Raw genomic sequence first — 22,964 nt, forward strand, 5'->3', positions numbered from 1 at the left:
TTCACTCGTTAAGCGGTGAACAGCGCTTCATACGACTTCACGTCGCACGTCCCAAAACGTGCTGAGTTTTTATTTAAAACTTGCAGGCTACACCGATGTTAAACAGGTGAGCCAGGGTGATTGGCGAGACGACCGTCCGCCCCATGGCCGCTTTTTGGCATCCATGCCATCGCGGCATTCGTGAATCCATTAACATCAAACGGGGCGGTCGAGCATCCATTGAAGGACTGGAACAGCGTCCCTGTTTAACTGCCAGTTCGCCGTCTGATAGGCAGGACGCCTGAATGTCGTGCAGTGCAGGGATACATGAGAACGACCATGGCTCTCGTTCATAAGCGTAGAAACCCTATCCCCTTAATAGCTCTCAATAAAGTCGTTATTTGCAACCATACACTTGCCGCTGTCTAGACAAGCTTTTTATGGTTTTGTGAACAGTATCAAATGCAGTAAGCGCTAAATTATCAGGGGGTTTTGCCCTACCGTTCTCGTCCCTAACATACGGGCTAGCGTTGTAAAGTTTAATTTTTTGTTAAATATAAACATCAACCCACTTTATGCTCATGCTGGCGGGCAAGTGAAAAATCAAAGGTAACACTAAGTTACCACCAATATCTCTAATAAAAGCGAGTTAAAAACCAGCAGGTAGACTATTTACAATAAAATAACAATATTTGCTGTTTTTACAGCCAAAAAAGGCTTCTTTGCGCAAAGTCTCTACTGTTATACTCAAGCCAGTATGGCACATAATAATAAAATTAATGGGTAGGAAGCTCTTTATGTTGGACCCTGAACTCCTTGAGCTAAACAGTGATAAAACCAAGGCTGAACTCCGCCTTATCCCCAATGTCCATGGCCCAGTCACCCATGATGACATCATGCGTCTATTATCTTTGTCTGAATTTTCATCCCTGTTTCCACTAGAGCCTGCGATCACTAAAACTATCGCCCAAATCAACTCCCTCTGTCACCAGGACGATGGGAAGTTTGAGCTATTTGCAGTACTGGCCGAGCGGCGTGATGGCACTGTCAAGATTGAAATCAGCCCAGATAAAATGCAAGCGACTATGATTTTAACCGCCCCCTGGGGAGGAAAATCCGTCGACCTACCCGAGATCCTGACTCAACTAAAAAAACACAATGTGTGTATGGGCTTAAGTAAGCTCAAAATCCAAGCACTACAACAGCAACTCAGTAAACTCAAACCAGGCGAAAGTTGCCAGAGTGAAATTGCCCAGGGCAAGCTCCCTGTCAATGGTCAGAATGCGGTACTTGAACGTAAAGTCTCCCTGGCGAGGGAACGTTTACTCCAGCCACAGGAGCGTGAAGACGGCAGTGTCGATATGCGTAACCTCGGCTCGATGATCATGGTAAAACCCAACGATCTCTTAATGATCAAACACCCAGCGACCGAGGGCACTCCCGGCTACAATATTCAGGGTGAAGTCCTTAACCAAAAACCGGGTAAAGATATCGCCTTTCAGGCAGGTACGGGTACTGACTTTCATCCAAGGGATCCTAATAAACTCATTGCGACGGTCGCGGGTCAGCCGGTTGAAACCCGCACTGGGATGAATGTGGATGATGTACTGCAACTTAAAGATGTGGATATCAGTACAGGCCATGTCACCTTTAAGGGCAGTATTTTAATCACGGGTGATGTCCACGAAGGTATGCTAGTGAAAAGTTCCGGCGATATTACCGTGATGGGCTTTGTGGACTCCGCCACCCTAGAGGCGGAAGGTGATGTCACTGTGAGTAAAGGGATCATTGGCAGGCAAATCAAAGCTAATGAGTTTTCTACCAATATTCAGGCTCAGGGCCATATCAGTGCCCAATTTGTGCAGTATTCCCACCTAGTTGCTAAGGGCAATGTCTTAGTCACTAAACAACTGTTGCACAGCAACACTAAAACCAGCGCGAGCTTAACCGTCAGCGATCCGAGCGGACGCAGGGGCGATTTAGTCGGTGGCGTCGCCCATGCGGAAAAAGGGATCACCGCCGTTGTGATAGGTGCCACTGCCGGAACTAAGACCGAAGTCTTTTGCGCAATGACGCAAAACGAGCTTAAACAGGATCTTAAACAACTCGATGAGGGTGTTAAGGCCATGGTTGTCGCCAGTTTAGATATAGAATCGCGCCTTAAAAAGTTACCGCCTAAGTCAGAATGGCAAAACGATCCTGTGATGATCGAGCAGATCAAAATGATGCTCGATGAGAAAAATCGTATTCTGGATGAGCGCACCCGGGAGGAATTGGAATTCGACAGTCTAAAACAGGAAGTGGAAGGCTACTATGAAAAGTACCGTATCGATGTGCTCAAACACGTATTTCTCAATGTGGAATTCCATATAGGCCCAGCGAATCATAGAACGACCCGTGAACACGGTACTTGCAGTATCGCCAATATTAATCAAGAGATTAACTTCGACTATAACGCCAAAGCTAAGACACCAGCCCCCGCCAATTAACGGATTAATCTAATGATGCACCCTTAAGGGCATCAAGTGATCTCCACTTCGAAGCCGCCATCTAGACTCAAGCATAAGGCGCAGGAGTTTCCCCTGCGCCTATATACCCAAGCTACCTGAAGATACGAGCTTCAGCATCTTCAGGCTGTTTGGGTATACTAGTCCGCTATCAGCGTGGCATACTGCAAAACTAGGGTCAGCAGAGTGGTATTTACAGACATCCTTAACTTTCCTCCGTAGTAACATTCTGCGCACCGAAAAGTTCACCCCCTCAATAACCCATGGAGCAATAATGACCAGCGTGAAAATGTCGGACATTGAATGGCCCGCCGTCGTCAAACTCTCCCAAAATGACGAGTTGCTTTACCTCGCCCACCAACGGGATTGGTTAGAACTCGCCTGCCTGTACCAACATCACTTTACCGAGGAAGATCAATTGCTCGACAGCGCTGGGCATCGCTATCGGATCCGTGCAAACCCGCGCACAGTGCATGAAGATCCCGTTGGTGAATTGCCCCAACTGTTACAACAGGAGCAAAACCTGCCACTCACCGACTTTATTAAGTGGGTACAGAACCATGCCACCGCCCTAGGTCAGTGCTGTGTCGCTAAACTTGCGTTCACTACCATTAGCCAAGGAATGGAAATTGTGCGTACCTTAGACGAATAGCTGCGACAAATAACCTTATGTGCTAAAAGCAGAAAATAGCGAGATGATCCTAAAAGCTAATATCCTCGCCGTAAATTCGCAGGCATAATTTATCACGAACGAAATTTCAGCTCCGCAGTAGCTAGCGGTTATTTACATCCAGAAATACCCATACAGTGACACTTAGCTCTCGCTAAAAAGTCACACAGATCACAAACACATGGAACCGAAATTGGAACTACTTAAGATTGACTGCTTAGGCAAACAACTGCGTTTGGAAGGCTCACTCGCTGGCTGGCAACAACTCTTCTGGGACAATAACTTAGTCTCGCAAAAGGCGGCTTCTATCGATAATGGTGGCCTGAGAGTCCATGAATTTGAACTCACCCAGCATCGTCAGCCGCAGGCGATTGTCCAGGGCGAACCGACCAGCCTAGACACAAAAATCATTATTCGCCTCGAAACCGATTTAGTATGGCAACCCTTTCGCCTCGATTATCGCCTACTACAGGATGATGAAGTCATAGCCCAAGGTCGGCGCAGCGAGAAAGATATTGAGCGGCAAACGCCTGAAGTTCCCGCGGTTAAACAACAAAAACTCAGCCTAGTCGGGCTCGCCTCCCTCGGCTTTAAACTGCTAAAAAGCGCCAAGGTCATCAAAGTTGTGTTAGTGGGTGCCAGCGTTGCCGCCTATTCTTGGCTATTCTCCTTTCAATTTGCCCTCGCGCTTATCGCCTGTTTGGTCTTCCACGAATATGGCCATATCCGCGCGATGAAATATTTTGGCATGAAGACTAAAGGGATTTACCTTATTCCCTTTATGGGGGGGTTCGCCCTCTCCGATGAAAAGATCAACACCCGTTGGCAAGATGTGGTGATTTCCATTATGGGGCCCACCTTTGGTTTATTCATGTCCATAGGTTCGTTGATTGCCTACCACGCGACGGGCAACGTATTTTTTGCTGGCCTTGCCGCCTTTAATGCCCTGCTTAACCTATTTAATTTATTGCCTATTTTGCCACTCGATGGCGGCCATATTTTAAAGAGCATCAGCTTTTCGATGAACAGTATTATGGGCTTGGTCACCTGCGCTGTGGGTGCCGCCTTCGGTGTGTATATCAGCTACACCTTGGGCCTAGCGCTATTGGGATTTTTGCTATTGATCGGCAGTTTAGAAATCATCTTCGAGTGGCGAACTCGCCATCAAAGCCACCTATTGCCATTAGACAGATATGGACAAATTTTTTCTACCATCTGGTACTTGCTTACGGTCGGCGCGTTAGTCGGTATCATCTGGCACTTAGCCGGCACGGGCGATGATATGCTTAGCCTGCCACTGCAAATATTACGCAGCTAGTCCGTTTAACCTCTGGACGTAAACTGCAGGGTGTAAAGCACAGGACCTAAAGCACAGGCTCAGAATGAATCCAAAGTGATGCAAAAAACCGCTATTAATAGCGGTTTTTGTTTTTCTGTAGCTTAGTAATACTTTTACAACAGTACGTTATTCCTTTGCCACAGTCGGGTGTACTGGTCTATGTTTTATAGACAGTGTCACGTGTGATAGTTAACCCATTCAAACGTATCTAAATATACAAACTTCATATAATGCTTTTTCAACAAAAATCAAAGTCGTGGGGCTTCACCCCACACCCGACCAAGAAGGACTGCTCGTCCTATCAAAAACGTCCATGTTAAACTACCAGCTCGATATCCCTATCTCGCGCTCAAAGCGGCCGCAGGCTTTCGCCCTTGGATGCTCCAAGACGCCCCTAACGGAGTTGAAAGCCCCTTGTGCTCATCGCCAAATTTGCTATCGCTTCCGAAGTCCTCGCTTTACATCCATGTGATCGCGGCATTCGCGCTTACATATACAACAGATGCCGCCGTCGAGCCCTCAGGGATGAGTTAATGGCGAGTCACTGGAATGACAGTGCTTAATAAAAATGGAGCAGAACTATTTCAAACAAAACTCCACTATTACATTTTGTATGCCCCACTGTTAGCCTACGATGGCGGCAGTTTTTTGTGCGCGGTTTTGCCACAACTTTACCAACTCCAATACCATCAAGGGGATGGCGCTGAACATAAGCAATAGCAGGCATTCCTCTAGCGATAAAAATGTGATTTTTAAGAATAACCCCAGAGTGGCATTCTGATGGGCCCATACCTGCAAGCCAATAATTAAACATACCGCAACGACCAAAGAGAGATTTGTCCGTAGGGGGATCCGCCATAGCGACTTAGTTTCGCTGCGAGCACCAAAGGCGCGCAGTAGTTCGGCAAACACTAAGGTGGTAAAGGCGTTGGTACGCGCAAGCTCTACACTCCCGGTTTGCAAGCTATAGAAATAAATGGCGAAAACGACTCCCGCTGTAAGTAACCCAGTCAGAAACATAGTGCTCAAAAAATGATTCGCGGCAATGGGTTCATCACGGGTGCGCGGACGTTGTTGCATGACATCGGGGTCAATGGCATCTGTGGCTAGGCAGAGCGCGGGGAATCCGTCGGTGACGAGGTTAATCCAAAGTAAATGTATCGGTAGGAGCGGCACGGGTAAGCCGATAAAGACACACAGTGTCATCAATAGGAGTTCACTGGTATTTCCTGCCAACAAATACTGCAGGGTTTTACGGATATTGGCGAAAATTCCGCGCCCTTCCTCAACTGCCGCAACTATGGTGGCAAAATTATCGTCGGTGATGATCATATCGGCCGCTTGCTTGGTCACTTCGGTACCGGAGCGCCCCATAGCAATACCGATATCGGCGCCTTCAATGGCGGGGGCGTCGTTGACACCGTCTCCCGTCATTGCCACTACGGCACCATTGGCTTTCCACGCATGGACTATGCGTAGCTTGTGCGCGGCAGTCACCCGTGCATAAACGGCGATAGTTGGCGCACGTTGTACTAATTCCGCTTCACTGATGCGATCCAATTCGGCCCCTGTCACCACAGTGTCTGCCTCTTTGGCAATACCAAGATCCCGGGCAATAGCCAGCGCGGTTTGCGGGTGATCGCCAGTGACCATCACGGCACGGATCCCCGCAGCAACACACTTAGCTACGGCGGCTTTAGCCTCTGCTCTCGGGGGATCGACCATGCCACTCAAACCGACAAAGACCAAATTCTGTTCTATCGCCGCAGGGCTGAGATCTGTGGGTAAGGTGTGCCCAAGGTCGAGATAGGCAGAGCCCAGCACCCTTAGTGCCTGCTGTCCCAAGAGGGTATTTTGTTGATGGATCCGCGCTCGGTCGGCCTCTGTGAGTGGCTGCTCGCCACTGGCGGTATACACCCGATTGCAGATCTGCAGTAACATATCCGGCGCGCCATTGATCATCGCCCGCAGCGTGCCATCTTCGAGCCTGCGAATAACGCAGCTTCGCTTACGATCCGAATCAAAGGGAATTTCATACTCTAGGGGGAATCGCTGCGCAAAATGTGCTAATTCACCACCCGCTTGCCCGCAAAAGACTTTGTGAGCTGCCGCCAGTAGCGCCCCCTCGGTGGGGTCGCCAGCGACTCGCCATTGGCCATTATCCTCCACCAAATGCGCGTTATTACAACCGATTAAAAGTGTGGCAAGCTCGTGTAACCCACTGAAATTTTGTCTATTTACAGTCTGATTGTTAAGTAAAATATCCCCTTGAGGGGCATAGCCTTCACCCGTCACAGTAAAACATTGCTCGCCGACATATAAAGTACGCACCGTCATTTCACCCACAGTTAACGTACCCGTTTTATCGGTACAGATAACCGAGGTGGAACCTAAGGTTTCTACCGCTGGCAATTTACGGATCAGGGCATTGCGCCGGGACATGCGCATCACTCCCATCGCCAGCGCAATCGTCACTATGGCGGGCAACCCTTCGGGAACGGCGGCAACGGCAAGGCTGACGGCAGACATCACTAGCTCCAGTGGTGCACTACCACGCCACCAGCCCAGCAGAAACAGCAGCATTACTATCGCCAGCGAAAACCACACCAATATACGCCCGAAGGCATCCAATTTTTGTTGTAAAGGCGTGCTTTCACTACGACTGGCATCGGTGATCAGACGCGCAATCTTCCCAAGCTCAGTGTTCATGGCCGTGGCAACCACGAGCGCAGTGGCAGTACCTGCGGCGACGCAGGTCCCCGCAAACACCATATTATCGCGGTCACAGAGCGGAGTATTGGCGGATAACAGTTTATTGGCTTGTTTATCGACCGGTTCGGATTCACCTGTTAAGGCGGCTTCGGTCATTTTAAGGGAAGCTGACTGCAATAGGCGCGCATCGGCGGCCACCAGATCGCCGGCCTCCAGCACAAGGATATCACCGACCACTATATTGGCTGCTGGCACAATAATCACTCGATTATCGCGCTTTACTTTCGCCTGCGGTGCGGTCATGTTTTTAAGTGCCGCTATGGCTTTTTCGGCTTTGTATTCCTGATAAAAACCGATAATCCCATTAAGCATCACAATGGCAACTATGACCACAAAATCGATCGTGTCTCCCAAGACTGCTGAAATTAGCGCGGCGACCAGTAGCACCCAAATAATGACACTTTTGAACTGTGCGGCAGCAAGCTTAACGACATTAGTGCCAGCCGCTTCCTGCAAGCTATTCGCCCCCTCGAGGCTTAAATACTCAGTCGCCTGCACCGTCGAAAGCCCCTGTTCACCCGTATTCAATTGTAAAAATAGGTTAGCAGGCATCTGTTGCCAGGGAGCGGTGACAGTGCGCGGCACATTTGTCCTCCGGGATGCCGACACGCGCTTAGATTGGGCATCAGACTGAGAAGTGGATTGGGGAGGTTTATTCACCGGATTTTTCAAGTTCATATCCTAGAACCTGTGTTATTTTTTAGCGCTTAGGGAAGGATCCGCGGTCAAGAGTGTCCATATCACCCACGATAAACACACGAAATGACCTATATCATCGAGAGCATCAGTCATCACCATGCTGATCCTGCCGTGATACATAAGCAATTCTAGTTCAGTAACCCCATGATTCCCATTTTTAGAGGGGTAAAAACCACAATATTAATTTTAAAATTATGAACTAAATTAATTTCTTAATTCATACTAGCGACAATCACTTGCGTTGCATCAAAGCAGGCAAAACAGGGCTCGCCAACCACTAGCGCCTGAGTTTGGGTGAGTGGCATCACGGAATAAATGATGTCTTTACCATCAATATCAATGCTGAGTTCAGCCCTATCACCCAGCTCGGTGATACTCAGCAAACGCCCAGTTAGACAATTTTGCCCGCTGCTAAAACCACGCCAATATTGTCATTTAATCCATTTGAATCAATACCCTTAATACGTCCAGTTAGCTGATTGCGGGCGCTAGTGTTATGGGAGAAATGCGCCATCACATCCAACAGGCTATGCATATCGATGGAGTCGTCGAGCAGAGCCGTTAATGCCATCCTTTGCACTTGGGAGGTGATGGAATAGACCTTGAGCAAACGTTCACCAAATTTAGCACCAAAACCGATGCTAAACTGTGGCTTATTCAAATTGCTTCACTAATTTCGAAATCCGTTCTGCCTGTCCATGGAGATGATTTATCTCCTCGAAACATTTGAGCGCACTGTCATTAATATTTTCGGCGGTGTCGGCAATCACATGGGCAGATTCGTTAATATGGTCAACCACACTGGCTTGCTCCTCCGTTGCGGCGGCCACCTGATGATTGCCCCGATTAATATCGTCAAACTTGTCTTTCACTAATTTTAATGACTCTGTTGCGGCTATCGCATTATGGGCCAATGAAGTGCTTTGCTTGGCCGCTTCGGCGATATTTTGCCGTGTAAAGCCAACCGCGTGCTGCAACTGCTCAATTTGCCCGCGGATCTCTAATGTCGAGGATTGAGTGCGGCTCGCCAAGGTTCTCACTTCGTCCGCCACAACGGCAAAACCGCGGCCCATTTCGCCAGCTCGGGCGGCTTCGATTGCGGCATTTAATGCTAAAAGATTGGTTTGCTCAGAAATGCTGCTAATCACTTCGACCACTGAATTAATGGTTTCTGCCTGCACCGCTAAGTCCTGCACTTTCGTTTGGGTATCATTCATCGAGGTAGATAATGACTCCATGGTGCCCGCCAGATTGATCATCACATCACTGGTGGAGTACACATCTTTCAAGGCGGATTCGGTATCTGTGGCAATACGATGGGCAACCGATGACACCTCGGCGATCGTTTGCCCCATTTCATTGATCGCTGTGGCGACCTGCTCGGTTTGGGCACGTTGGGAACTAGCGTGCTCGACCGTTTGCTGGGAGAAACTGCTCAGTAAACCCACACTCTGATTAATGGCCTGCTCACCGTGTTTAATCTCCTGCACTAAGGTGCCAATTTTCCCCATAATGGCATTAAATCCTTTGGCTAATTGGCCCACTTCATTGTCATAACTATCATCTAGGCGGCGATTTAAATTCCCGCCATCCTTGGACATAGCGAGTAAACTGTCGCTTACTGCCAAAATATTTTTACTGACATTACCCGCTAGCAAGAAAGATAAACCGATAAATAACAAGGCAATCACTATGCTAATCCCCACGGATAGGCTAATGACATCATTAATTTGGCTACTGATCTCCGCTTTGGGCATCACCCCGACTAAGGTCCAATTCATTGCCGTTAGTGTCGCTATGCCCAGATAAATCGCTTCGCCCTGAAACTCAGTCGATGCAATTTGCTGTCTGCCCTGGCGTGTGTCCAGCATTGCCTGTATGGGCCGGTAATCTGCCATCGTTGCTATGCTTTGGTCGAGTAAGGACTTATTCTTATGGGCGGCAAACTTACCTTGGGCATCGAGCATAAACATATAACCCGATTGCCCCATATTCGCCTGATTCACTATGTCAGAAATCTTAGTCGCATCGACCCCAACGCCTGCAACAGCCATAATATTGCCGCTGGGATCCCGCACCGAGACATTAATAAAGACAGTTAATTTACCTAGGCTTTCATCGGTGTCCAGTGAAGGTTCACGGTCGGGGTTACGACTCAAATAATCGTAGAACCAACGGTCACGCTCATTCTGGCGCGAAAGGGTTTTGAGTATACCCTCACTGGTGTAGTAGCGACCCGTTGGGACCGAAATCCAAAATGCGGCTATAACCCCCTCTTGGCCCATAAAACTTTTCAAATAATTGATAATATCGCCACGGGTCGCCTCACTTTCACCCTGACTTTGCCATTGACGCATAAAAGTGTTGTGGGCCAAGTCCTCCGACATAGTCAAATACTGAGTCAGTTCCGTATTAATTTCCGCGGTCGCCTTACCTAATTGCGCGGGTAATAAGCTGGTTTCGGTCGAGTGATAAAACATGTTGGAAAACTGGCTGATATAAATCAGTGTTGAAAACAACATCGACAAAAAGAGCGCGCTTGCCATACCGACTGCGACCACGGCCTTTATTGTTAACTTATTAAAATTAAACATGTTCACTCCAATTAGATTTTAGTTATGAGTACATCAGAGTTAATTAAGTATTTTTATTGCCATATCAAAAACTTAAAACCGCTATCAAAATTTACTAATCCGTGTTGCAACAGGTGGCTACCTCATCGGAGCCAAGCACTTACATCCGTTGCGAAAAAGTCAGGCATAAGCCCATTTCCTTAGTGTCCGTTTTAGCCATAATGCGCGTTCAGTCACGACCTAGTACATCTGATGCTGTCGACGGAATGCCTCTATGATGGCGTTATCCTCAGCCGATGCCCGCATCGAGCTAATTCCCTGATTTAGACTCTCTATTAGCTTAGGATCCCAACAGGCAATTCGCAGTTCGATTGGTGAAAAAATGGGAAAAATGGTCAATTGAGGCGGCTCGCGCAAGGATTTTTTGGCGATTTCATTCCAATACCAAGAGAGGACCCCTTCTTCAATCACAATAGCGTCGACCCTGCCGTGCAATAGCATATTGACTTGGCTAAGCTGGTTAGGCACTTCGACATAGCGGGGATTGTCTTGAGCAAAATGTAAAAATTCGGCGCCAAGAACTTGTTTTGCATGTTGAAATCCAGCCACGCTGAGCCCATTAAGATCGGCCACAACACCAATGTTGATAGCAGAATCGGTACGAACGGCAACTACATCGTGAAATCTGTGGTATGGCTGGCTGTAATACATTCCATTTAAGCCACTCTGGGCATTGATAAAACAATCGACTTCACCCTGTGATAATAGCCGCTGCGATCGAAAATTGGGTGCAAGTACTACTTGGTCAAGCCGAAGACCCGCATGATGAAGAATACTTTGCACCAACTCATATTGGATACCATGGTGTTCATCGAGAAAATAAGGCGCGATAGTGTCACTGGCAGACATGCTGACACTCGGCAGTTTATCCGCAGCAAAAGCCAAGTTACTCAGTAGCATTAGCGAAATATAATGCCATAAACGGGGTCCACCAAAAAAAATGCCACAATTCATTTAACTCATCCTTTTGTTATCTTTATTAAAAAGTTACATGATGAAAACTTGATTGCCCCAAAGGCCTCTAATAGGCAGTACTACTGAGGTTAAGCTTCTCCCTTAGATTTTATCGGGCAAACAAATGGTCACCTTTGCACCTCCCAGCACAGACTGACCTAAATGTATTTGACCTTGATGTTTCGCCACCACCCGTCTCACTATCGATAGGCCCAATTTATGATGTTTGAGCACTAATTGCGCTTGTATCTCCTCAGCGCCCCAGCCTGGGCCATCGTCCTCAACATCGATACTCACGCCTTTATTATCGCGATAACAACTGATGCTAACCGTCGATACGGCGTAACCTAGTGCATTGGCCAGGAGATTATTCACCAAACGCTTCATTAAATTAGGGTAACAGCTAAACTCAATCATCTCGGTAATATCGAGCCTAATCGCAATATCATTATCACTTGGCACTAGGGCAATTTGGTCACGAATAAACTGGCCTAATTCTAAGGTGGATTTCTCATTGCCAACTTCACAATACTCATTCTCTGCCAAGGATAAATAGTCATAAATATTGTCTTCGATATCGCTAATATTATTGTTGAGCTGTTCTCGGGTAGTCACTATATTGTCGGCAGTCATCAGATGGCTTAAAAATTTAATGCGTGCCAGTGGGGTTTTAATATCGTGGCAGACAGTTTCTGCCACCTCGGCCTGAAATTGATTTAATTGTTCGATGTTGGTCGTCATATTTCGCAGCGATTGTGCCAGCGGTGCTAAATAAGATTTAGGACTCAGAGAAAATGCGGGAAACTTACCAAATTTAATTTCAGATATCGCCGAGCGACGTAAAATTTCAATATCACGGAACAGATTACGGCTCAGTAAAAATATCAGTAAAAATAACAATAAGTAGAATACATAGGCGAGATCTAAGCCCTGGGCGAATCTGTCCGGCGGCTGCAATTTATTGATGCAGAGGATCTTCCCACCATAGGCGCTACGACAAAGCATCAATCTTTGCTGACTGTCGTGCATGGCAAAAACCTCTGCGCTGAAGTTCCCGATACTGTTATTGCTAACGCTATTATGGTCAGTGCCGTCTTGGTGGTCACTCCCTATATAGCCCCCCCAATAGCCTGCGGGATATTCAACAAAAAGCGCATCACTACAATCATTCTGAGCTGTGATTTGGCACTCTAAGGGTTGACGGCTCGATTGCAGTTGCTCGACCGCTTGCAACACAAACTCGGCATCGATCACAGGGGCATCGGGCTTACCGTACCAGCGGTACACTTGCCCCAGGCTCAGCGCCAGTAGCAACACAGTGATCATTAAACCGCCGTTAAAACGTAGCAGCGGGCTCATCATTATCTATCCAACTCGCCGTAGGATAGATAATAGCCATCGCCCCATGAGGTCAACACATTCCAATTGCTGTCGAGCGCCTGTAATTTTTTCCGCAGCCGTGAGGCGCGACCATCCATAGTACGTGCTATACCATCATAGCTACGGCCTAAATGGCGCTGAAATAACCATTCACGGCTCACCACAGAGCCAAATTGCTCGAGCAATGCCTCGAGTAATTGAAATTCAGCCGTAGTGAGATCTAACTTTTGCCCCGCAATTTCCGCCTGTCTGGTTTGGCAATTTAACGATAAATTAAAGTGCTCTAACTTAGTTGGCACAGTCGCTTGTGGTGCTGTTCTGGCTAAAAAGACGTTGATTTTCGCCAGTAACAGTCTAGGATCGACTGGCTTTAATAAGTAGTCCTGCGCACCTAATGACAAGCCATGGAGTTGATGCTGAATTGCCGTTTTGGCCGTCATAAATAAAATCGGGCACTGGGTTTGCTCACGTATGGCGGCAACAAAATCAAAACCACTTCGCCCCGGCAACATCACATCGCAGATCATCAGATCCACCTGTTTTTGCTTTAGCACGAATTCAGCCCTATTAGCATTAGTGCAACAAGTCACTAAATAGCCTTCGTTTTCTAAACATAATTTGATAAGGCGAGTAAGTTCTATATCATCTTCGAGCAATAAAATATGGGCTGACATTAGAATAAGCTCCAACTGAGACGACGTTGTTGCAGGGCCGGCGACTCTTTGCGCATTAACTCTATTTTTTGCCGCCCCAGAATGTGGGCATTGCTGGCATCAAGCAGTAAAAATTCCATACTTTCCTCCATCTGCACCTTTAGACTGAATAGTTCCATATCCTGGGCACAGAACAAATGCGCATCCGGGGTGTTTGCGTTAACAAGACAGGCGGGGCTATCAAAATGCCAACGTATGGTGAGCGTCATCTCACACACTTCATCGGCCGGGGCGATACAGACTCTGGGTAAAATCTCAAACATCACAGGTTCAGCATTAACAGCACTGCTGAGCCACAATAAATTTAAGATAAACGCCCATTTCACCATGTTTTCATCACTCCGATAAACCAAATATCCTGAGTGTTAGTATCGAATAGATAGCTTTTATTAAACTCATTGGCTAACCATTCGCGCCGCCAACTGCCAATGACGCGAAGATCGACCGCAATAGACCAACTCAGTTCTAACTTTAGTGACGGTAACCACTGAGCACCGGGAGAATTCGTTAACACTCCGTCGGTATCCGCTTCATTCAAGCCAAAATAGTAGTTACTGTAACGGCTATCCAGCCAGCGTGCGCCGACAGTCGTTGCTATCTCCACCTTGGACACTTGAGTCAAATAACGCAGTTCATTGTTCCATTCGCTGCCATCGTGCACATTGCTGATATCAGTATGATAAGCGGTTTTAAATTGCCAGTTTCCAGTTCGGAAAAACAAGGTGCTACCACCGAGATAACTCAGGTGACGCTCAACGGGATGCAACACATCCTCCGGAGAGGCATCCCAAGGTAAAGCAAGAACTACATTACCCGCAGATAAGCCCGCTAGCAGTGAATCTTTAAGCTTCCCCTGATGAAACATCAAGGCATCAAAACTTTGTTTGGTCGTGATATCCCAAGAAAATGTTCGCGTCTCAATAAGGTTAAAGCCGAGATCTAAGTCTTCAACATAAAAACGATCATGGTAGTACGACCAACGAGGTAATAAATAAATGGGCAAATTATCGCCATTAACTTGCGGAGAGGAATAACGGCCGAGCCCGACAGCAAGAGAAAGGCGCCCAGAAAGCACATCGGTAGTATTTTCTGCAGCGGTAGGGGCGGTACAAAGAAGAGATAAACTCAACATCATAGGCAGTGAAAACCGCCTCAAAGTCACTCTGCAATCAAACATTAATGATTCCTATAATAAGCTCGACACTTTTTAGCAACTTGCCGCCACCTTAACAAGTTATTAACGTGCATTTTGCGCATTCAGATACACTTTTGTACACTTGATTCAACCGTTCTGAAGCTTAACTATTTGAGTATAAGCATAAGAAGCACACTTGCCGAACTGGCTAGTACATTAACAGCATAAAAAAACATGGCGTGAGTAACGCTAATGCTTTAGCTGAAGCGTTACTCTAACGCACAGCACAATGACAAACGTGTTTCTCGATTTAATTTGGCTCATGCCTCACAAAGCAAAAAAGTGCCGCTCACATGGGCGGCACTTTTTTTACTATTACGCTTAGCTTAATGAAAGAAGCACTTAATTATTCGCTCGCCCCCACTTTAACTAAGTTTGTTTGGTCTATTACAGTTTACGGCGACGTACCATAGCCACAGGCGCTAGCAGCAGTGCCAACCAGCCCAGAGCACCACCGGAGCTTTCCTTGGCAGGTTCTGCAGCAGGAGGCGCTGGGAAGGTACAGCTGCCATCATCTTTGTTGGCATTTGCATCATAGTTAGTCGCTGTAGAATCGGTACAGCCTAACTCTTCACCGTCAGAATTTACGGTCAACATGAAAGAGCGTACGGCTTTATCGCCGCTATTCACGCTATCAGCAACCGTTACCATCACTTCCGTTTCACCATGCCAGTTAGCATCCGGTGTGATAGTTACGCTAGAACCCGCACTATGATCTTCAACAACGGCAGTAATATGCTCACCACTGACTGAAATCATGTTTGGATTAGCCTCAGCATCGGCGAAAGCCACTGTGATATCAAACGACTCGTTTTCGTCCACCACGACATCATTAAAACCAGCCAAAGTGATATTGCTTGCAACTTGAATTGGATTAGCAATCACGGTCGACCCCATGCCACTCACGTCACTGGTGAAGTCCATGTTTAGTGTTTGACCGGCAGCAGTTTCGGCAACGCGCACTTGGAAGCTCACATCAAACTGAGTCGCTTCTGGGCCAGTGTAATCGTAACAAATCACTTTATTACGCTTAACGACATCTTTTAGACCATTATATGCGGCGCTGATGCCCGTTTCTTGACCATAGGGCCAACCAAAGATATCCAATGGACCGTAGTTACCGTGAATACCGATAGAGCCATAGTCATCTTGGTCTGCAAAGTCCATATCCCCATAGGCCATCACAATTTCAAACTCACCTTCACCATAACGATAAGTCTTGTTCATGATCAGGTCGAAGGTGTAACGGTCATCGTATTCAACACCGGTCGCTTGAGTGCCAAACCAACTGGCTTCAAGACCCTGAGTACGAGCGTTGATCCATTCGATGATAACTTCGTCTCCAGTGTAAGCATAAGTAATACCTGAGCCTTTCCACGGTTCAACCCAATTTTGCTCCAGCGGCGCGCCTAAAGCATCTACGGGTACAGTGAAGCCCGCAGCACCACTCGTATTACCACGCCAGAATGGTGCGACAAAGGGGCCATAGGGGTTCATATAATAAGGGAAAGGTTGGCTAAGATAGTGGCTCGATGCACCCCAATCTGGGCCAAAGGTCACAAAACCCTGTGGTGAAATAATAAAGCGATTATAACTGGTATATGACTCGTTATTAAACAAGTTCATATGCCCTTCATCACCCCATAAATCCGCCAGATTAATTTCAAACGGATTGGTATACACCCACTGACCCGAAGCATCATCATAATCCCAAGAGCCGCTGGCATCGGCCATAGTACCGCCGATGGCAGGAACAAAACCGTAGTTTTCAGCCAAGCCAACGAAACCACCTTGGTTGCGACCATAGTTTGGTACGCGGCACTGATCATTGGTTTCACTGTCGGTCACATTATAGGTACGCATCCAGTTAGTGGAGTCCTGCTGCACGCCCGCCACACGAATAGTGTTGCCATCTACCGTTAAGTTGGCCTGCTGTGCAGTACTACTCACCTTGACCGAACCCGGTACTAAAGTGAGTCCGGCTGGGATCACTGTGCTTAAATCAATATCCCTATCTGTACCTGAATTGTTCTCAACCACATGCACGCTAACATCGACAGTATCACCGCCGCGCACGATTTGGTTGTTATTGACACTCACATCATCCACCCCACGTTCGAGACGAACTGGGATGAAACCTGTACTGCCAGGTGCTGCACTGCTGCCAATATCAACACCGGCATAGGCCACGTCACCTTCGGCCAGCTCAGCTAAACTCCAGCTCAAATCTAACGAGACAGGATTGCCATCGGTGATCGCAGGGCCTGTTACCGTCAAGCCATTTTCGCCTCCCGGCACCACAGCTATTGCCACTTTGTAAGTATCGACGAGATCTTCCGCAGTGATGCCTCGGTTACCATATGGATCAGGTCCTTCCTCTTCGTTCCAATCGAACATATTGAAGGATGTGTTCGCCAGCATCACCCAGTATTGGCCCGCATCTGGATTAGTCAAACTACAATAGTTCAGTTCAATTTGAGTGGTCGATGAACAAATCCATTCATCATCAAAATCGGCCTCACCATTACCATTAAAATCGCGACCAATATGGATAGCCAATCGTCCATCAGCGTTCCCGATAGCGTCAAAGAGTCCTGGCCCGTCAGTATGAGCTAACACTTCAACCACAAATCGAGCAGTGCCTTCTGGTATATCAATGAGTGATGTTTGAGCATGCCCACGTTCATTTTGGCCATCTGCATAAATGGGTTGATGATTGACATCCTGCGGTAAAGTTACCTCTTTAATATCAGCCTTTACCGGACCATGGGCACGATAAACCACATCATTACTCGCCGCCAAGGGCAAATCGGCGATTTGATAGCCACCATTGTCACGATGTACAGTCACATTCACCGCTTCTGGTAAATCTTGACGATCAAAGTTAACCGACACTGGCCAATGTGATTTGGGGATCGACGCGTCGCTTGCCGTCAGATTGACATTAGTCCAAAGTTCGACACCTTCAAGATCCTTACCACCTGACCCCTGCAACTTAGAATCGTACTGATACTGGACATCTTTGATATCAGCCTTGATCACTATGCTCTGGCTCTCGCCCGCTTTTAGGCTGAAATGTGCTGGAAAAAATTCCATCTTGACATTGTGCATGTCAATTTCACCCTCAAAAGTTGAAGTCCAGCGGTCATAGGTCCAAGTATCAGAGCTTAATGTCCAACTTCCGTCACGGGTGGCAGTTACCGTACGCACCCAAGAACATACGCCACCACGACAGTTACTATTGACCAATTGCGGCAGGTTCAGTTGACGTACATCGCCACCTTTATGCGGATTGGCTAAACTGAAATTGGCTGCGGTTTCATCCATGATAAGGCCCGCATCAACTGCGGCCTTAGCATCGACACGTCCTGCACCAGCACGGTGCTGAGTCGCAGGATGGCCTTCGGGTAAATAATCAGGATCAACATCACGTCTAACGGTTTGTGAGGCGGTCATTTCAAGCGCCGACTGCACCTCGGCCGCAGTCCAATTTGGATGAGCTTGACGCACTAACGCCATAGTACCCGCAATATGCGGGCTCGCCATCGATGTGCCACTAATAATATTCCAGTCCTGCGATACTGCAGAACCAGGGTTTAGCGGATGTTCATCGGCATAGGGTGCTAATATATTTACCCCTGGCGCGGCAATATTCGGGGCTAAATGGTGGCTATAGGTTATAGACGGCCCAAGGGATGAGAAGTCAGCCAATATATCGCCCGCAGAGGGATCGATCACCCGAGCAACAGAGCCTCCGGTGATATTGATAGTGTGCTCCGAAGCCCCGTCTTTCAGCCACTTGAGAATATTCTTACCCGCATTGTTGGTGACATGAATTCCAGGTAAAGGATACACATCATCATAAACCCGCTGTTCTTCAGCAGTGATACCTGAATACCAAGGCTCGTTATACAGAATAAAACCACCCGCTCCCCCCGCCAGCACATTATATGCCTTAGAGACACGGGCATTAATTCCACGTTTACAAATTACGATTTGGTCATTGGTAAAAGTACCGGGAGCAAATTCATTCAAACATTTTTCATCACCAAAATCGGCGGCGACCACAGGGGTAGCGTTAACAATACTACTCGTAGAATATCCGGCAATATCATCACCCCAGCTTGAACTCGGATTAATATTCACATACGGCGGATAATTACCACCAGTGAATTCAATTAAGTTGTTGGTAATATCCATCACGCGATCGTGAGTACTCGCAGCCACCACCATAGTCCAAGGCGAACTATGCCCTAAACTACCAAAGAAAGTGTTGCTGGCATCACCACCTGAGTTACCGGCAGCCACAGCAACCGAAATACCCGCTTCACGGGCTGCAAGTATTGCCAGTTCTACCGAGTCATCCCACGGGAAGCGTTCACCACCACCGATAGAGAAGTTGATCACATCAACGCCATCTTCAATCGCTTGTTCGTAGGCTTTTAACATGGCCTCTTCGGGGCAGCCTTCTAAACCACAGGCTTGATAGGCAATAATATTGGCATGGGGGGCAACTCCTGATGCTGATTCAAAATTAAAGCCCATTGGCTCACCATCACCGTCACCCAAAGAGCCCGCCAGTAATGGTACATTTTCAATATAGTTACCCGCAGCAGTACCGGCGGTATGACTGCCGTGGCCTTGATAATCTTCACCGGTCGCAGGCGCTAATCCTTGGTACTCATCGGTAATCACGGGCCAGCTATACACACCGATTAACTTGTCATTACAGGTTAATTTACCCGTAGCACAATCCCCTAGATACTTACCGCTACCCAGAGGATTAATGTGATCGTAGCCATCGCCACCTATGTCAGCAAAAGCCACATGGTCAGTGTTAATGCCAGTATCGATAATACCGACAACCATTTTCTCACCCTTGTAGGGTAAGTTCACTGAGGTGTTGCCAGCCCATACTTGGTCGGCACCAATGAAAGCGGGACCGCGATCGGTCTGGATCTGTTGCATGGTCGAACGATGGATAAATTCAACCTGAGGCAAACTGGCTAATTGCTTAGCCTGTGCCTGAGTCATCGTCATTGAGAAGCCATTGAGCGCAGTAGTAAAGTTAGCGCGGACATTGGAACGAACGCCAATAGCTTTAGCTTGCTGCACCACGGAATCTTGCTTGGACATCAAGTAGTTTTTATAACTCGCCACCCGTGATTGCTTAAGCCCTTCAACATCGGCTTGAGCCACATTGATTTGCTGAGATTGGCGGCTCGATTTAGTGCTAGCAGCACCACTCGCTTGTTGAACCAACTCTTCCTTAATCGCGCTTTTTGCAGTGGCTTGATAACCCTTAACACGACCATCATAAGTCGCAATAGGCAAATCTTTAAGACGCACAATATAAACATCTTCACCGGTACGCTCGGGTTCGGCTATAAACTTATTGCGACTGGATGCGGCATTTATTTGTTGGTTTACGCCCCCAGGAATAACGCTATGTCTGCCCTGTTGTTGTGGTTTACTGCTACTCGTGCCTTTGACACGGTTAAGCTGATCTGCAGGGATCTGCTTTAATGTGCCCTGCGAGCCAACGGCACTTGCCGTCAAAGATGGGGTAACGGGCCGCGCCTCAATTGAGACAGCCATACCCGCACCATAAAGTGCGGCTAAGGTGGCCACGGTTAAGGATTTTAATTTCATTATGTTCTCCTGACGGGCGTAAATTTAGAGGTTATAGTTGCCCAACCGCATTAGCCTACGTCAGAAAACGAACACAAACTGTCCAAAATTGTACGAATTACTAACAATTAATCTAACTTATGGATACATTTGAAAATAATTGCAACACAGGGGGCTGTGAGTGATGCCCTTGGGCATAACGAGGAGTTGTTAATTAGCAATATTGGTATTACCTGTAGACTAGACGGCGACAGTTTCATCTTCGGGTAAATGCTCGGGACTGACGGGTTTAGAAAACAGATAGCCTTGGAAGTGCGAGCAATGCTGTTGCTTCAAAAACATAAATTGGGCTTCGGTTTCAACACCTTCGGCGACCACATCGAGTCCCAGACTGGTCGCTAAGGAAAGAATCGTCTTAACGACGCTGGCATCTTCAGGGCTCTGAAGCATACGGTCGACAAATGAACGGTCAATCTTGAGCGTGTTGATCGGCAGCTTAGTGAGATAATGCAGCGAGGAATAGCCTGTGCCAAAGTCATCGAACTTCGCTCATCGATTCACCATCTATCTCATTTGAACCATCATTTGAAAAGGGCCGTTATCTACGAAAACGCACCACCAGCTCATGCAAATCGTCCGAGACATTCAGTAATGTGTTTATTGCCTGGGCAGTGTCTTTGGCACTCATGGCACTCTCACTAGCTAAATCCGAGATGCTAACGACCTGACGGTTGATGTCTTCGGCAACATGTGCTTGCTCCTCGACCGCCGATGCCATTTGAGTGGACATATCCGCAATTTGGCGTACGGCCACTGAAATTCCGCTTAACATCTGCGCATTTTCCAACACTTTATCCAAACCTTCAGCTGCCGCATGAGTGCCTAAATCAGCAGTTAAAACCGCATCTTGTGCACTCTTTGTCAGACCGCTAACAATCCCATAGATTTCATGGGTTGATTCTTGGGTACGCTTAGCGAGGTTTCTGACTTCATCGGCAACCACAGCAAAACCACGCCCCTGTTCCCCCGCACGAGCCGCCTCTATCGCAGCATTAAGCGCGAGTAAATTCGTTTGCTCGGCGATTTGTTCGATCATTTGCGCTGCACTAGCTATTCGCTTTGTCTCATCGGCGACCTCAGATACCGAGCTGCTAATAGCCGAAACAATATCTTTTAATTTTTCAATTGATGAGCGAGTGAGATCTGCAACTTGATTACCCTGTATCGCCAGCGCATTGGCGGTATCGGCATGGGTTGCCGTTTCAGACACGTGTTTAGCCACCTCAGCAATAGTCATCGTCATTTCGTTCATTGCGGTGGCGACTTGAAGAGTCTCAGATTGTTGACGTTCAATATCGGCAGAGGTTTTTTGAGTGAGCTTATCCCCAGCCCTAGATTCTCTAGCAACATTTTCTGCGGCATTTTCTATCCGAGTAATAACAGTATTCATATGAGCCTGTTGGCTTATAATACCGACTTTGAGCAGGCCTAAATCTAATGGGTCATCAGTATAACTCTTTGCCGCTAGTGGATGACTAAAACTTTTACTCAGTAAACCTTGTAAAGAGTTCTGGGTCGATATTTTTTCTTTATATACCCACAATGCAAAGATCAGTGGACAGACAATTGCGATAGCGAAACCAATCTGAGTATTGCCAAGCATATGCAGTAGCAGCGACATCGCTAGCATAACGACAAGCAACAGATATCCAACCCATGATGGAATCTGTTTCGCCTCGGCTTTACCTTGTTTGAACCGTGAATACAGTTTTTCGGCACGCTTGACATCTTCTCGCTTTGGGCAACTACGGACAGACTCAAAGCCCACGATTTTACCACGCTCGGTCACTGGCGTGACATAAGCGTCAACCCAATAAAAATCCCCATTTTTGCGGCGATTCTTCACTAATCCCATCCAGGGTTTGCCATTTTTCAGATGGCTCCACATGATCCTGAATGCTTCTGGCGGCATATCCGGATGGCGCACTATATTGTGGGGCTGACCTATTAGCTCATGTTTTTCAAACCCACTAATATCAACAAAGGCATCATTACAATCCGTAATATTGCCATTGAGATCCGTGACTGAAATCAGATGGATTCTGCTATCAAAGGTTTTTTCTACTAGACTCACCGGTTGATTATTTCTCATTAATGCTACCCTATGAGCTTTTATGCGGATGAAGTGGTGATAACACCTTAATTATAGATAGCATCTTAATAATTTATTAGTTTTAGTTAATGTTATTTCAAGGATGATAAATCATATAGACATGAGAAAATGTACAAAAGTGTGTAAACCACTTATGCCCTAGCTAGAGAGCATCAACCCCATTTTGATAGCCCAGAGTAAACACACTCTAGGCATCAATAAACAGTACCAACCAGACTTCATCGTGAAACAAACGAAACCTAATTAGCCGTATCCATTCACCAACCTATTGTTAATATAAAGAAAGTTATGATCACTGTCGGTGTTGAAAGCGTTCAAA

At 47.2% G+C, this 22,964-nt stretch carries 12 protein-coding genes and 2 pseudogenes; 3 read left to right on the top strand and 11 right to left on the bottom strand.

The genetic code is table 11. The features are described from left to right. Window positions 1-776: 776 nt before the first annotated feature. From COW15_RS02770 to COW15_RS02780, 3 genes are all read left to right on the top strand, one after another. Window positions 777-2,468 (top strand): FapA family protein, encoded by a 1,692-nt coding sequence (locus COW15_RS02770; protein ID WP_293629697.1) that lies wholly within the window; start codon window positions 777-779, stop codon window positions 2,466-2,468. A gap of 292 nt (window positions 2,469-2,760) precedes the next feature. Next, window positions 2,761-3,138: a DUF4144 family protein gene (locus tag COW15_RS02775; RefSeq protein ID WP_293629699.1), complete on the top strand. Its 378-nt coding sequence runs from the start codon at window positions 2,761-2,763 to the stop codon at window positions 3,136-3,138. A gap of 199 nt (window positions 3,139-3,337) precedes the next feature. Beyond that, window positions 3,338-4,474: a site-2 protease family protein gene (locus COW15_RS02780; RefSeq protein WP_293629701.1), complete on the top strand. Its 1,137-nt coding sequence runs from the start codon at window positions 3,338-3,340 to the stop codon at window positions 4,472-4,474. A 645-nt stretch (window positions 4,475-5,119) separates the two neighbouring features. Here COW15_RS02780 and COW15_RS02785 read toward each other — a convergent pair. The 11 genes and pseudogenes from COW15_RS02785 to COW15_RS02840 all read right to left on the bottom strand — a co-directional run bounded on the left by COW15_RS02785 (window position 5,120) and on the right by COW15_RS02840 (window position 22,624). Then, window positions 5,120-7,945 carry a cation-translocating P-type ATPase gene (locus COW15_RS02785; RefSeq protein WP_293629702.1) on the bottom strand — a complete coding sequence of 942 codons (2,826 nt, stop codon included), beginning with the start codon at window positions 7,943-7,945 and terminating at the stop codon, window positions 5,120-5,122. 233 nt (window positions 7,946-8,178) lie between these two features. Further along, window positions 8,179-8,603, bottom strand: a pseudogene (locus COW15_RS20740) (TOBE domain-containing protein); the annotation flags it as partial. Between the two features lie 16 nt (window positions 8,604-8,619). Further along, window positions 8,620-10,560: a methyl-accepting chemotaxis protein gene (locus COW15_RS02800; protein WP_293629707.1), complete on the bottom strand. Its 1,941-nt coding sequence runs from the start codon at window positions 10,558-10,560 to the stop codon at window positions 8,620-8,622. A gap of 219 nt (window positions 10,561-10,779) precedes the next feature. Next, window positions 10,780-11,553 (bottom strand): transporter substrate-binding domain-containing protein, encoded by a 774-nt coding sequence (locus COW15_RS02805; protein ID WP_293629709.1) that lies wholly within the window; start codon window positions 11,551-11,553, stop codon window positions 10,780-10,782. A 102-nt stretch (window positions 11,554-11,655) separates the two neighbouring features. Beyond that, the gene (locus tag COW15_RS02810; protein WP_293629710.1) at window positions 11,656-12,915 is read right to left on the bottom strand and encodes a HAMP domain-containing sensor histidine kinase; all 1,260 of its coding nucleotides are present in this window, start codon (window positions 12,913-12,915) and stop codon (window positions 11,656-11,658) included. After that, window positions 12,915-13,607, bottom strand: a complete 693-nt coding sequence (locus tag COW15_RS02815) for a response regulator transcription factor (RefSeq protein WP_293629712.1) — start codon at window positions 13,605-13,607, stop codon at window positions 12,915-12,917. Before COW15_RS02815 ends, COW15_RS02810 begins: the two co-directional genes overlap by 1 nt. Next, a complete protein-coding gene (locus tag COW15_RS02820) occupies window positions 13,607-13,975 on the bottom strand; it encodes a DUF3019 domain-containing protein (RefSeq protein ID WP_293629713.1) in 369 nt (122 codons plus the stop codon). Before COW15_RS02820 ends, COW15_RS02815 begins: the two co-directional genes overlap by 1 nt. After that, window positions 13,969-14,823: a MipA/OmpV family protein gene (locus COW15_RS02825; RefSeq protein WP_293629715.1), complete on the bottom strand. Its 855-nt coding sequence runs from the start codon at window positions 14,821-14,823 to the stop codon at window positions 13,969-13,971. The genes COW15_RS02820 and COW15_RS02825 overlap by 7 nt, the downstream gene beginning before the upstream one ends. Window positions 14,824-15,228: 405 nt before the next feature. Beyond that, on the bottom strand, window positions 15,229-20,493 hold the full coding sequence (locus COW15_RS02830) for a S8 family serine peptidase (protein WP_293629717.1): 5,265 nt from the start codon (window positions 20,491-20,493) through the stop codon (window positions 15,229-15,231). Window positions 20,494-20,712: 219 nt separating this feature from the next. Continuing rightward, window positions 20,713-21,000: pseudogene (locus COW15_RS02835) on the bottom strand (EAL domain-containing protein); the annotation flags it as partial. 70 nt (window positions 21,001-21,070) lie between these two features. After that, window positions 21,071-22,624, bottom strand: coding sequence for a PAS domain-containing methyl-accepting chemotaxis protein (locus tag COW15_RS02840; protein WP_293629719.1), 1,554 nt, complete (start codon window positions 22,622-22,624; stop codon window positions 21,071-21,073). Window positions 22,625-22,964 lie beyond the last annotated feature (340 nt).

Source organism: Shewanella sp. CG12_big_fil_rev_8_21_14_0_65_47_15 (genome assembly GCF_002783505.1).
Lineage (GTDB): Bacteria > Pseudomonadota > Gammaproteobacteria > Enterobacterales > Shewanellaceae > Shewanella.